This is a genomic window from Microbacterium sp. EB106-03-03-XG65 (assembly GCF_058791955.1).
In genome coordinates, this window is record NZ_JBYTEB010000001.1 from 1,010,693 (window position 1) to 1,023,915 (window position 13,223).

At 68.3% G+C, this 13,223-nt stretch carries 9 protein-coding genes; 2 read left to right on the top strand and 7 right to left on the bottom strand.

The genetic code is table 11. From position 1 onward, the window contains the following. Nucleotides 1-10 precede the first annotated feature (10 nt). Entirely contained in the window at nt 11-1,195 is a 1,185-nt protein-coding gene (locus AC3WS6_RS04770) for a glycosyltransferase (RefSeq protein WP_492499920.1), read from the top strand. Here AC3WS6_RS04770 and AC3WS6_RS04775 read toward each other — a convergent pair. The 4 genes from AC3WS6_RS04775 to AC3WS6_RS04790 form a co-directional block, all read right to left on the bottom strand. Further along, nucleotides 1,192-2,706, bottom strand: a complete 1,515-nt coding sequence (locus AC3WS6_RS04775) for a glycoside hydrolase family 16 protein (RefSeq protein ID WP_492499921.1) — start codon at nt 2,704-2,706, stop codon at nt 1,192-1,194. The two genes, AC3WS6_RS04770 and AC3WS6_RS04775, sit on opposite strands and share 4 nt — an antisense overlap. A gap of 139 nt (nt 2,707-2,845) precedes the next feature. Beyond that, nucleotides 2,846-4,273 (bottom strand): glycosyltransferase, encoded by a 1,428-nt coding sequence (locus AC3WS6_RS04780; RefSeq protein WP_492499922.1) that lies wholly within the window; start codon nt 4,271-4,273, stop codon nt 2,846-2,848. After that, nucleotides 4,274-5,182, bottom strand: coding sequence for a glycosyltransferase family 2 protein (locus AC3WS6_RS04785; RefSeq protein WP_492499923.1), 909 nt, complete (start codon nt 5,180-5,182; stop codon nt 4,274-4,276). It abuts the gene before it with no gap. 56 nt (nt 5,183-5,238) lie between these two features. Then, a complete protein-coding gene (locus tag AC3WS6_RS04790) occupies nt 5,239-6,543 on the bottom strand; it encodes an O-antigen ligase family protein (protein WP_492499924.1) in 1,305 nt (434 codons plus the stop codon). Nucleotides 6,544-6,654: 111 nt separating this feature from the next. Between AC3WS6_RS04790 and AC3WS6_RS04795 the strand changes: the two genes are divergently transcribed. Then, complete coding sequence (locus AC3WS6_RS04795) at nt 6,655-8,226, top strand: Wzz/FepE/Etk N-terminal domain-containing protein (RefSeq protein ID WP_492499925.1); 1,572 nt, start codon at nt 6,655-6,657, stop codon at nt 8,224-8,226. An 81-nt stretch (nt 8,227-8,307) separates the two neighbouring features. Here the strand turns inward: AC3WS6_RS04795 and AC3WS6_RS04800 are convergent, their stop codons facing one another. From AC3WS6_RS04800 to AC3WS6_RS04810, 3 genes are all read right to left on the bottom strand, one after another. Beyond that, complete coding sequence (locus AC3WS6_RS04800) at nt 8,308-8,928, bottom strand: CDP-alcohol phosphatidyltransferase family protein (RefSeq protein WP_492499926.1); 621 nt, start codon at nt 8,926-8,928, stop codon at nt 8,308-8,310. Between the two features lie 101 nt (nt 8,929-9,029). Continuing rightward, on the bottom strand, nt 9,030-12,476 hold the full coding sequence (locus AC3WS6_RS04805; protein WP_492499927.1) for a fibrinogen-like YCDxxxxGGGW domain-containing protein: 3,447 nt from the start codon (nt 12,474-12,476) through the stop codon (nt 9,030-9,032). 29 nt (nt 12,477-12,505) lie between these two features. Next, nucleotides 12,506-13,186 carry a hypothetical protein gene (locus AC3WS6_RS04810; protein WP_492499928.1) on the bottom strand — a complete coding sequence of 227 codons (681 nt, stop codon included), beginning with the start codon at nt 13,184-13,186 and terminating at the stop codon, nt 12,506-12,508. Nucleotides 13,187-13,223 lie beyond the last annotated feature (37 nt).

Sequence of the window (13,223 nt, forward strand, 5' to 3'; positions counted from 1 at the left end):
GCGAAGGGGGATGCTCGTGGCGACAGGGGTCACCGTCATCGTGCCGACCTTCAACGAGCGTGACAACGTCGTGGAACTCGTGGCACGCACCGCTTCGGCTCTCGCCGGATACGACGTCGAGATCGTCTTCGTCGACGACAGCGTCGACGACACCGCGACGGAGGTCGAGCGGGTGGCCGCCGACGCTCCGATCCCCGTGCGGGTCATCCACCGCGACGAGAACACCGGTGGGTTGGGCGGCGCGGTCGTCGTGGGGCTGCGCGCCGCGGCATCCGACCTCTGCATCGTCATGGACGGCGATCTGCAGCATCCGCCCGAGCTCCTGCCCGCGCTGCTCGCCCGGCACGCGCAGGGCGATGCCGATGTCGTCGCGGCTTCGCGCTATGTCGGCGGCGGCGACACCAGCGGCCTCGGCACCGCCGTGCGCTTCGGGGTCTCCCGTGCCGCGACCTGGCTCACCCGGGCGATGTTCCCGATCCGACTCGCCCGCAGCACCGACCCGATGACCGGGTTCTTCCTCGTCGACCGCAGCCGCCTCGACCTCGACTCGCTCAAGCCGCAGGGCTTCAAGATCCTGCTCGAGATCCTCGCGCGCACGGATCTCCGCATCGCGGAGATCCCGATGGAGTTCGCCGAGAGACGTCACGGCACCTCGAAGGCGAGCCTTCGTCAGGGGGCGACGTTCGTCGCCCATCTGGCGCGTCTGAGATTCGGCAAGATGTCGCTCTTCGCGCTGATCGGTGTGATCGGCGCCGTGGCCAACCTCGGCATCATGTGGGCGCTCACGGCCCTCGGTGTCCCGTACATCTGGGCCGCGATCATCGGCGCCGAGGTCACCATCATCGGCAACTTCATCCTGCAGGAGAAGTTCGTCTTCGCCGACATGCGCACGAACGCGAGGGGGCTCGGAGGCCGCTTCGCCGCGTCGTTCACATTCAACAACGTCGAGGCGGCCCTGCGGATCCCGGTCATGGCCTTGATGGTCGAAACCTGGCACATCTCGAGCGTGCTGGCCACCGGCCTGTCGCTCATCGTGGCGTTCTTCGCGCGCTTCCTCTTCCACTCGCTGGTCGTCTATGCACCGTCGCGCCGCGTGCGCACAGAAGCGGCGGTGTCCGAGCCGAAGCCGGACACCGCCGCGATCCGTGTCCTCCGCGCCATCGACGCTGAGGCCATGAAGCCGGGTGAGCTCTAGCGCAGCTGGGCGCTGAGCTCCGACCACGGCGCAGTGACGGCGTTGGGCGCGACCTTCGACAGGTAGCCCATGATGCGGATGCCGTCACCCGTCGCCGCACTGGCGCCGCCCGCAGCGCTCAGCTGCCAGTCGGGCTCATTGGCGTCGGCGGCCCACGCCTTCGCGAGGACCTTGCCGTCGATGACCCGGATCGAGACGCGCACGTCATCGCCCGGTTCGTAGGATCCGCGACCCGCGACGACCACGTCCTTCAGGACCTCGGTCTTGTTGGCCGTGACCTTCGCAAGAGTCAGTCGGATGCTGCCCGACGCCTTGAGCGTGACCGTGGCGCGGTAGCCGTTCTTCGCGTCGTCCGACGAGAGCGCCTGCAGCGAGTTGTACATCACTCCCGTGCCGATGTTCTCGGGAACGGTGAACGTGACGGAACCCTCGGTGCCCTCGGTGTCCGCCCCCTGGTAGTCGTGACGGATCTCCTGACCCGGACGCAGAGCGAAGGTTCCGGCCTCGTCAGCCGGAGGTTCGACGACAGGCGGCTCGACGACGGGAGGCTCGACCACGGGCGGCTGGACGACAGGCGGCTGCACGACAGGCGGCTGCACGACAGGCGGCTGCACGACAGGCGGCTGCGGTGCAGGCTCCACCACGGGAGGCTGCGGTGCAGGCTCCACCACGGGTGGCTGCTGCTCGCCCGGCTTTGCCATGCGCCAGATCTTCAGGGTCTCGAGCTTCATCTGCCCGCCCTTCCACCCGGTGGCGGGCAGGCCGATACCGCAGCCCACGTCGAGCGGCGGGCAGCCGATCTGCAGTGTCACACGCGGGTACCAGGTCGCGCCGGGGCGCTCGAAGATGGCCTTCCAGTCGAAGCCGGGGCGCACGTCCTCCGGACCCGCGTCGAGCATGACGTGGCCGTCGACGCTGATCACGATGCGGTTCGGCGTCTTCTCCATCACGTACGTGTGCACGCCAGTGGGATTGGAGTTCGGCAGCTGCTCCCAGCGCACAGAGCCCTGGAGGCTGCGGTGCGTGGAACCGTACTCGTTGTGCAGTGTCGCTGCCGGGCGAGCGTCATCGCCGAAGACCTCCATGAGGTCGATCTCGCCATGAGCGCTGTCGAGCGGACGCAGCCACATCAGAGCCGGCCAGAGCCCGGGGCCGAACGGCACGGAGCCGGTGACCTCGACACGGGAGTAGTTCGGGATCACGATGTCGAGACCCTTCGCGTCACCCGAGGTGTACGCGGCGCTGCCGCGAGACTCGGCGGCCCCTCGAACAGTCAGTCCGCTCGAACCGAACGACACATTGCTCGGGATGTCGTACGACGAGGTGTTCGCAGCCTGGCCGGTTTCGAGAGTCCACCGGCTGGCGTCGGAAAGATCGACGTCCTCCTGATGGATCCAACCGGGCAGGTCTTTATCATCGGCGGCGGTGGCAGCTGGTGCCCCGCCGAGAATGGAAATGGTGAGTATGGCCGCGCTGAGCGCGGCAAGAGACGTCTTTCGGGAGATGCTCATATTTCGGAAAACTCAATCCGTCGGAACCCCCTCCGCGGAAAATAACGCTTTCATCACAGCATGACCTACTTGCCACGGTCAAATCACGCCGCGGCCATATAACAGTATGCCGGACTGCTGGATATTCGCTCTGAGGAATTCAGACGCGCATCTCGGCGGCGGGCGAGAGCACGATCGCGCCCGCAGGCACATCTTTGAAGACCACGGCATTCGGACCGATCCTCGCACCCGCGCCCACGGTCACGGCGCCGATGATCACTGCGCCGACCCCGATCTCGACGCCGTCCTCGATGGTCGGACAGTCGTCGGAGCTCTTGCGGTTGCCGAGGGTCACGCCCTGCCTGATCATGACGCCCGCGCCGATACGACTCGCCGGATTGACGACGATCCCGACACCGTGACGCAGTCGAAGGCCCGGGCCCACGCGGGTGCTCACGGGGAGCTCGATGCCCATGAACCCCTCGGTCGCCACCTTGTAGGAGCCGCCGACGATCAGGAAGAGGATCCGCGCGAGCGGGCCTCGTTCCGCGCGCCAGCGCTGAGCGCGACGGAACCAGCGGAGTATGAAGCGGCTCTTCGGGTACGACGCGTTCGCCCGGCGATCGGCGGCGACCGCCTCTCGATAGGTCTGCCGCGGGCTCGCCGTCGCAGTGGTCGGTGCTGCCGCGCCGCCGTCACTCGCCTCTTGCCGCACGCGATTCGCGAGCCACGCACGGCGCTCAGCGAGTTTGCGGTGCAGCGCGCGCTGAGCGGGTTGCGAGTGCGCCTCGATCGCCTGAGCGAAGTCCGCCGCGAACCGATCGACCTCGGCGAGCTTGTCGGCCCCCGTGCGGCTGTCATCGATCGAGAGCGAGGTGATGCGGACCGCGGGGGATCCGAGCAACCGCTCAGCCAGCGCGGAGTAGGCCTCGGCGATGTCGGGGTTCTGCCACGAAGACCGCCGCCAGTCGGCGGAGGCCGTGACCTGGCCGGGGTGCACGCGGTAGGCGAGCCCGGGGATCGCGAGCCGCTGCAGACGAGCACCGCGGGCGGCCATGCGCAGCCAGAGGTCGTAGTCCTCGGTGGGGATCTCGCGATACGCGCCGGCGTCGACCACCGCAGAGCGCCGACCGAGGAAGGTCGAGTGCGCCACCGGGTTGGTCAGCAGCAGATGCATGCCGAAGTCCTCGGGCGAGATGCCGGAGGGCCGCGGTACTCCGGGAAGCCCCGAACCCCACGTCACGACGGTGCTGAAGACGCCGTCGACGCCGTGGTCCATCGCACGCAGCTGTCGGCGGAACCGACCGGGCAGCACGATGTCGTCGGCATCCATGCGCGCGACGAACTCGCTGTCGGTCGCGTCGAGCAGGTCGTTGAGCGTCGCGGCGACCCCCCGGTTCGGGCGAGAGAGCACTCGCACCCGAGGATCGTCGACCGCACGCGCAGCGTCTGCGGTGCCGTCGACACTGCCATCGTCGAGGATCACGACCTCGGCGTCGCGCGGAAGCGCGCGCACCGTCGATCGGACCGCTGAGGCGATGGTGCCCGCCGCGTTGTAGGCGGGCACGATCACGGACAGGCGAGGCATCTACATGCCTCTGCCGCGCTTGTTCAGCGCCGAGACCACGCGCTCGCCGGAGACGAGGCCCATGCCGACGACCATCGCGAGATAGGCGCGCGGCTGACGGATGTCGTGCCCGATCGCGCGCCGGGCCCACGACCTGGCACGAGGACGATCGCCCAGCGCACCGTGAGCGAAGGCGATCTGACCCTCGATGCGAGCCTGGCCCTCTCCGCTGCGCACGAATTCCGGGTGCTTGGCGAGGAGGTAGCTCAGGCCGTCTGCGATGCCCTGCCACTTCTCGCTGAAGTAAGAGGTGCGGTCCCAGTGGATGATGGTGTGCGCCTCGGGAACAGCGACCACGCGGCCGGCCTTGGCTGCCCGGAGCAGGAGGTCGTAGTCCTCACCGTATGACGCGGGCAGCTCTTCGTCGACGAGCCCGATGGCACCGCGGAGCGCATCGGCGCGCACGACGAACGAGCTGGGATGCAGCTCGGTGATGCGCGAGCGGAGCAGATCGTCGAGTGTCACCGAGGCCGGCGAGAGCCGAGCGTGCGTGCCCCCGGCGGAGTGGATCTCGATGCCGGTGGCGGCGAGTACGACCTTCTCATCGTCGAACAGCGGAAGCTGGGCGGCGAGCTTGGTCGGCTTCCACTCGTCGTCATCGTCGCAGAACGCGACGAGATCGGCGGAGGCCTCGAGGATCCCCGTGTTCCGCGCGCCCGCGAGGCCGGGAGTGCGAGAGTTGTTGACGGCACGCAACGTGTGCGGCCCTCGATCCAGGTCGGTCAGCTCATCGATGTCGGTGCCGTCGTAGACGAGCACCACCTCGATCGGCTGGACCGTCTCCTGCGCGAAGACGGACGCGACAGCGCGTCGAAGCAGCTGCGGACGATTGCGCGTCGCCATGACGACGCTCACTAGCGGTTGCACCATTGACTCCCCAAAGTCTGGTAGACGTCGCACTTCCCCAAAAGTGCGATCGGTCCATCCTAGCGGAGGGTCGGAGGCGGGGACAATGATGTGCTCCGCAGCTCGCGCATCGCGAGAGCCGCCGCCGGGAAGGTGAGGATCAGCCCGTTCGGCAGCACGCCGTAGAAGAAGATCTCCACGAGGATCACGAGTTGCACGGTGTTGAGGATCATCAGAGCGGTGCTGCCGGTGCGCAGTGTCGCGAAGAACATCCACACGAGGGCGGCGACGAAGCAGATCAGCGCCGGGAAGCCGTGCGAGAACATCACCATCCACAGGTGGCCCTGCGTGCCGGCCGACGGTGCGCCGTCGGTGAAGGACGGGCGGGGGGCGCCGTAACCGAAGAGTGGCGACTGGAGAGTGCGCACGAACGTCTCCTCGTACAGGTTCGCCCTGTCTTCGGTGGATGAGCTCGTCTCCACCCGGTCGGTGAGCTTGCTGCCGATGTCGAGCGCGACGGCGGCCGCTCCGGCGATCACGCCGATGACGCTGAGGAGCCCGACGGCTCGCAGCTTGCCGGCGAGGGCGAAGCGGACGAAGAGGTAGGCGGCGGCGACGGCCAGGCCGATGAACATGCCGCGGTTCAGAGTGAGGAACGCGGGGATGAGCGAGAGGGGGATCGCCAGGAGGAGCAGCCAGAACCGTCGTCCTCGCGGGATCACCGTGAGGTACGCGACCACCATCGGCAGGGTGATCGAGTACACGTTCCCCCAGCCGTTCGTGTAGAGGAAGGGTGCGGACGGGCGCGGATCCAGCGCCAGCCAGCTGTCGGGGTTGTACTGCGTGAGCCGCCGCACGACCATCTCGCCGATGAGCTCGTTGGACTGGAGCCCCTGCGGCAGGATGTAGCCGAGCGGCGTGCGGAACGAGAACTCCGGTGCGACGATGCCCGCGAATCCGCCCAGCACCGCCCAGAGCCAGAAGAGCGTGAACACCCCCAGCACGTAGCGCAGGGTGAGCGTCTCGCGCGCGTTGTAGACGTACACGAAGACCACCGTGATCATCATGTACAGCAGCGCGCGGTAGACGAACCCGATCATGCGTCCCGACGTGTCGACGCCGATGACCGAGGCGCACATGAGCACGACGAAGAGCAGCCAGATCGCGAAACCCCGCGGGACCTGGATGCCGCCTCTGCGCACCATGAGGACGACCATGCATGCCGCGAGCGGTATCCATGCCATCTCGGCGAAGCCGAGCACCCACCACAGGGGGAAGAAGGCGAGCATGGCTGTGAACGGCCACCGCGGCAGCTCCGAGCGCAGGGTGCCCGCAGGGGGCGTGAGCGATCGTGCCCCGCCCGCCAGTGCGATATGCGAGTTCACCCGTCCTCCAAGTCCCCAGGGTTCGCCCCTAGGATAGGCGCACAGGCTGTTATGTAGGCGGAAAAACTGGGGACGACTCCGCGGCAGTGTGAAGGCGAGGGGGATTCGTCCATGGATACCAACGATCAGGCAGCATCCGCGACTCTGGGATTCGAGCACTACGTGTTCGTGCTCAAGCGGCAGTGGCGGCTGCTCGTCGTGGCCACCGTGCTCGGCGCGCTCGCCGCCGGCGGCTATCTGCTGCTCGCTCCGCAGACCGTCACCGCCACGACGACGATCAACCTCAACGTCATCACCACCGAGCCGTTCAGCGCGCAGCGCGCGGCATCCGGCCTGCTCGACGATGCGACCGAGACGGCGATCGCACGATCGCACGTCGTGGCGTCGCGCGCGGCCGACCTTCTCAAGGGCGACGCGTCGGCGAGCGAGATCCGCAGCGCCTCGACCGTCGCCACGTCTTCCGGTGCCGCGGTCGTCACCGTGGACTACGACGCCCCCACAGCCGCAGCCGCCGTGCGCGGGGCGGACGCCGTGGCATCCGCCTACCTGTCGTTCCGCAGCGAGCAGGCGCAGGAGCGCATCACCGTGATGGTCACCAACCTCAACGAGCGGATCGACGCTCTCAACACGACGCTCGGCGAGGTGAACCAGCAGCTGGTCTCCGCGGATCCGAACAGCGCGGCGTTCGCCCAGGCGACGACCCAGCGACAGCAGATCATCACCGAGCTCGACGGACTGCTGACCCAGCGGAACGGCCTGCAGAGCGTCGACACCACGGGCGGCATCGTGCTCTCGGCCGCGGAGGACAATGAGCTCGCGTTCGCTCCCGGGCGCACGATCACCCTGCTCACCGGGCTCGCGGCCGGACTCGTCGTCGGGATCATCGCCGCCTTCGTCTGGAACCCCTTCGACCGCCGCCTGCGGAACGCCGCAGAGATGACACGCGCGCTCGGAGCACCCGTCTTCGCGACGCTCGACGCGAACCGCGAAGACGTGCCCGCCAAGGGGGCCGCGGCAGACGCGCTCCGCGTGACGCGCGAGCGTCTGCTCGTCGACATCTATCTCGGCACCACGGTGCTCGTGATCGACGCGACGCACTCCGACGAGACCTCGCCGACCGCGGTGAACCTCGCCGTCGTGACCGCCCAGGTCGGGCACGATGTGCAGTTGATCGTTCCGGCGGGCAGCGATGACTTCCGCGAGCATCTCACGAGCGCGCTCGACCTGGAAGAGACCGAAGGCGGCGCGGCCGTCTCGACGGTCGTCCCGGCGCTGCGGGTCTTCACCGCATCCGACGCCGGTGACGAGCGCCAGGGCGATCTGCTTCTCACAGAGCAGACGCACGCGGCCATCGGCAGCGCCGGAGACGAGACGCTCACGTTCCTCGTGCTGCCGTCGTCGGCGCACCCCGCGAGCATCCTCGCCGGACTGCGCCTGTCGCAGTCGGTGGTGGTCGTCGCCCGCGAGCACGACACGACGACGACCGAGATCCGCTGGCTGAAGGAAGAGGCGGACGCCATCGACACCGCGGTGCTCGGCGCCGTCGCCGAGCGTCGTGTGCGCCACGGGCGGCGGGATGCCGCCGGAATCGGCTGGCCCTTCCCCGCACGGTCCGAACGAGGAACCGCCGCCCGGGCGAATGCGCGAGCGGCGGCCAAGGTCGAGGTCGGGACGGGTTCCTGACAGGCGGCGAACGCCGAACCGCCGCCCGTGCGAGTGCGCGAGCGGCGGCCAGACGGTGGGTCGCGGGGCGACTCCTCAGAGTCAGCGAACGGTGAGTTTGCGGTACTTCCTGCGCATCGACGCCGCGGAGTGCACCGTGTTGATGAGGAAGAGCGCGCCGTAGACGACGAGGAACAGTGGGGGAGCGGCCCAGAAGACGAAGCTCCAGCACAGCACGCCGGTATCGGTGGGCAGCAGCACGAGCGACTTGCGGGTGCCTGACGCCTCTGCCGCTTCGCCGCCGGTGTTGCGCACCAGCTGCTCGGCGAGGATCTGACTCATGAACTGCCCCACGCTCATCAGCGTGAAGAGGATCGCGATCACGGCGAGCCAGACCAGATCCGGGCGGTGAAGAAGAACGGCGACAGCCACGGTCAGGTGGATCGCCGGAGTGCGGATCGCGTCGACGACATGGTCGAGCCACTCGCCGGCGGGGCTCGAGGTGCCCGTGAGTCGAGCGACCTGCCCGTCGGCCGAGTCGAACACGTAGCCAGCGGCGAGCAGTGCTCCCGTCGCAAGCGCCGACCACCAGGAGGGCTCGACGACGATCATGATCGCGAGCCCGACGGCGGAGAGGCCGGCGCTGATCATCGTGACGGCGTTGGGTGAGAGCCCGAGGGCCGCCGCCGATGCGGCGACACCTCGGGCGAGTCGACGATTCACCCAGCGTGTGTACGCAGGCACTCCTGCCCCGCTCTTCTGAGCGCGGTTGAGATCGGCGAGGTGGTCTCGGAACCCCGGCCGCGGACGAGCTGCCACCTGCGTCACGACGCCACTGCCGAGAGTTCGAAGCTGTGGCTCGGGGTCGAGCGGTAGTTCGAGTGCACCTCGACGCTGATGACGTTGGCGCCCACCTGGAAGGCGGATGCCGGCACATCGAACACGAGCGGCGTGCTGACCGCGGCCGAGGCCGACACCGCCGCGTTGGCATAGGTGCCCTGCGTCACGGCTCCCGCGTTGAGGTTCTTGCGAGCCACCTCGACGCCGTTCACGTACACCACTACTCCGTCGTCAGCGCGGGTCGTGACCGTCACCTTCGAGAAGTTCAGCGCACTGAGCGTGATCGGCTGACGGTAGTAGCTCGTGATCGGCCGCGGCGACAGCGTCGTGTCGAGCGGAGTCGCGAGTCCGGTGTGCCCCCAGCCGAAGGCTCCGGCTCCCGTGGCCCAGGTCGAGGCGTCGAAGTCGACTGCCGCCCAGTTCGCCGGGGTCGCATCGTTCGTGAAGCGGTATGCCCACGTCGATCCGGCCGCGACCACCGTGGTCACCGCGGGTTCGGGCTCCGGCTCGGGCTCGGGCTCGGGCTCGGGCTCAGGTTCGGGCTCCGTGACGGGCGGCGCCGGCTGCGTGCCGATGGTCGCGATCGCCTCGAGCTCGAAGCTGTGGCTCGGGGTCGAGCGGTAGTTCGAGTGCACCGAAGCGGTGATCACATTGACCCCGTTGGTGAACAGGTACCCCGGAACCGTGACGACCTGCGGATTGGCCACCGCGGCAGCGGCACCGACGGCAGCGGTCGCGTACGTTCCGACTCCGGCTGTGACGCCCTCGGTGACGTTCTTGCGCAGTACCTCTGTACCGTTGACGTACAGGACGATGCCGTCATCGGCCCTGGTCGTGATCTTCACGGACTCGACCTTCGAGGCGTCTGCGATCTGGAACGCGTGTCGGTAGAACGACGCCAGAGGCTTGGGTGTGACGGTCGTGGTCAGCGTGGTCCCGAGCGTCGACTGACCCCAGCCGAGCGGTGCTGCGCCCGTCTGCCATGCCGAGCTGTCATATGCCGCGGTCGTCCACGGGCCCGTCGGGCCTGTCGCGTCGTACACGTACGACCAGGTGGAACCGGCTGCGACGAGCGTCGCGGACGCCGGCTGCGCGGGCGGCACGACCGCCGTGACGCCGGCGGTCGATGCCGACGCGTTGCCGCGGCCGTCGATCGCTCGCACGAAGTACAGCGTGCCCGCGGGCGCTGCGGGGAGCGCTGCCGTCGTGCCGGTGATGGTGGCCACCACGCGGTCGTTACGCAGTACCTGGTAGGCGGTGACGGCCCGGTCATCTGTCGACGCGGACCAGGTCAGAGCGACACCGTCTGCGGTGGTCTTGACGGACAGGTTGGCGGGCGTCGTCGGAGCGACCGTGTCGCGCTGGGCGTGGCGGACGAAGCCTCCCGACCACTGCCGGATGTACCCCGGTCGCGTCGAGTAGGTCCAGTCGCCGCCCTGCCACAGTGTGCCGGTCGAGTCCACGAAGAGAGCCCACGAGCCCGCACCGCGGTTCGTGTCGAAGTCACCGTTGAAGCTCGGGATGCGCTCGCCGGTCGTCGCGCTCCAGGCGCCCGAACCGTACACCGCGTTCGCCGAGGTCCATGCCGTGCCGATCGGGTTCCAGGTCGTGGACCCGTCGTACTGCGTCTCGAAGCAGTGGCATCCGCCGTACACGGCGTTTCCGTCGGTCGCGATCGCCTGGAAGTCGCCGCCGGCGTTGCCGACCGACGAGCTGACGAGGGTGAGCGCGTCGCGCGAGTAGCTGAACAGCGAGTGCTCGGACCCTCCGAGCCACACCTTGTCGCCCACCTCGAGCACGGCCTGCTGATAACCGGTGCGGCCCGAGTTGCGGTTCGAGAAGACGACTGCCCAGGGCAGCAGGTCGGTGTTCGCCGACGACATCGCGGCGGCCTTGTCAGCCGGGCGCGACTTCGACGTCGAGAAGAAGCCGGCGAAGTACACGCGGTCACCGCGAGCCGAGGCATCGACGCTCATCACGGTTCCGTTGAACTCCGGGTTCCACGTGCCGTCGGGGGCTCCGGTGGTCAGGTTGAAGCGCGCGGCTCCTCGCGTGTAGGTCTGCGCAGAGGTACCGCTCGCCGAGTGCGTGAAAGTGCCGGCGACGTACAGCCAGTTGTCCTGCACATCGAGCGTTCTCACGACGGGGACCCCGCCGCTGAGAGCGTTGATCAGGCGACCCGTGAAGGCCGTGTCGATTTCTCCCGTCGTGGCGTTCAGCACGACCAGGCCGGCGGCGTTCTGCCCATTGACCTGGGTGAAGTAGCCACCGACGGCCAGCCTGTTGCCAGGGAGGGCGGCGAGAGCCTTGATCTGGTTGTTGAACGTCGGCCGGAACGTCGGGATGAACTCGGCCGAGTCGCGCTGGAATGCCGCGAGGTAGGCCTGCGGCTGTGCGCTGCCACCGCCCGCCGTCTTCTGCACGCTGGTGAAGTTGCCGCCGGCGAACACCGTGCCGCCGACCTCGGCGAATGCCGAGACCTCGTTGCTGCCCTCGATGGTGGCAGGGCCTGCGCCGAGGCCGGCCACGCCCCAGTTCTGCGTCTGCGCGAAGCTGTCGACGACGGCCTGGTTCGCGATCGCCGGAGTGCCCGATGCGGCGATCGGCGTGAACGACGCGGTCGAGATCTGCGGGCGGATGAAGACCTGCGTGAAGGGCCGCGCGTATCCCGTGTTGGTGTCCTTCGACCACAGGAAACTCGTCGAGGCGGGGTTTCCGCGGATGTTGCTGCCGAATCCGAAGCCCATCGCCCAGCCCTCGTTGGCAGTGGTGATGGTGCGAACGCGGACGTAGTTGTTGTCGTTGCCGAAGTTCGACGTCTGTCCACCGGTGCGCGTGGTGGTGCCGATCTTGTACTGTGCGACGCGCTGCTCGTTGTTGAACATCCAGGTCCACTTGTCGCGCGGGCTTGAGAACGTGAACGTCAGATCCTGCCAGGTGGTGCCTGCCTGATTGGTGGCGCGAACCAGACGGATGCCCTCGGCGAGGTTCTTGATCGGCTGATTGTTGTTGAGCTGGTCGATCAGCTCGCCCGACAGCTGACGGGGAGTGAACGCGGCCGTGCCGGTGACGTTGGTGCGTACCTGCTCCGGCGATCCGGAGCCGTTCGTCGAGGTCGACCATGCCTCGCGACCACGCCCGACGAGCAGCCAGCCGCCGCCGTTGGTCGTCTGATCGCAGTAGAACTGGTCGGCGGCGACCATGGCCTGAGTCTTGAGCCAGTAGACGCCGTCGGTGGACTGCGGGTTGCGCTGCTTGATCTCCCAGCACGACGCGGCGGCGGTGATCTCGGTGAGCCCGTCGGCCGTCGGCAGAGTCGGCTCGGCGGCGTTCGCGGCCGTGACCGGCACGAACATCGCCGCGATCGAGAGGGCGGCCGTGGCTGCGGCCACGAGGAGACGGCCCTTGCGGCGGGTCGGCTTGATGGTCATTTCGTGGCGCCTTTCGTGGGCGGCGGAGGTCAGCATGTCGGGTCGTTCGGGAAACTGTGGCTGGCGATGCGCCAGATGTCGTCGTCGCCCTGGACCAGGGAGAAGAGGTGCAGTGCGCGCGCCACGGTGGCGGAGTCATCGCCGATGCGGTCTCCGTTCGCGTCGAGGATCGCCACTGCGGACGAGTCGATGCACGCGGTGATCTCGGCTGTCGCCGGGTCGGCCTCGGCGTTCACCGCGGTGACTTCGCTCGACACCAGCGAGGGCTCGCCCGTGATCGTCCAGCCCTGGGAGACGAGCTCCTGCCACTGGGCCTCGATCTCGGCGGCGTATCCGTCGACCGCGACGTCTTTGAGCAGAACCGCGAGGTCTTCCGACGTGCCCACGGTGCTGATCGGGGCGGCCAGAGCCGTCTCGACCGTCACCAGCGCGGCGTCATCGTCGAGTTCGCCGTCGACCGTGGGCGGTGCCGCAGGTGCGGGCGTCGCCGTCACGGTCGGAGTCGGCTCGGGAGTCGGAGTGGCGGTCGCTGACGCGTCCGCTCCGATGCTCCCGCCCGATCCGGCGTCGGGATCGTTGCCCCCACCGCCGGATGTCGTCACCCCGTAGGCGGTGATCGCGCCGAGCGCGACCACAGCCGCGACGGCGAGTGAAATCCATAAAGCCTTGCGCCTGCGCGCGACAGGCGTCGCTAAAACGTCCCCAGACATCCCCTATATCCCCAATTAGTAGTTGCTCGTCCCACCG

Coding starts and splice junctions, on each gene's coding strand:
- AC3WS6_RS04770 (WP_492499920.1), top strand. CDS start 11: ATGCTCGTGGCGACAGGGGTCACCGTCATCGTGCCGACCTTCAACGAG.
- AC3WS6_RS04780 (WP_492499922.1), bottom strand. CDS start 4,273: ATGCCTCGCCTGTCCGTGATCGTGCCCGCCTACAACGCGGCGGGCACC.
- AC3WS6_RS04805 (WP_492499927.1), bottom strand. CDS start 12,476: ATGACCATCAAGCCGACCCGCCGCAAGGGCCGTCTCCTCGTGGCCGCA.
- AC3WS6_RS04775 (WP_492499921.1), bottom strand. CDS start 2,706: ATGAGCATCTCCCGAAAGACGTCTCTTGCCGCGCTCAGCGCGGCCATA.
- AC3WS6_RS04810 (WP_492499928.1), bottom strand. CDS start 13,186: ATGTCTGGGGACGTTTTAGCGACGCCTGTCGCGCGCAGGCGCAAGGCT.
- AC3WS6_RS04795 (WP_492499925.1), top strand. CDS start 6,655: ATGGATACCAACGATCAGGCAGCATCCGCGACTCTGGGATTCGAGCAC.
- AC3WS6_RS04785 (WP_492499923.1), bottom strand. CDS start 5,182: ATGGTGCAACCGCTAGTGAGCGTCGTCATGGCGACGCGCAATCGTCCG.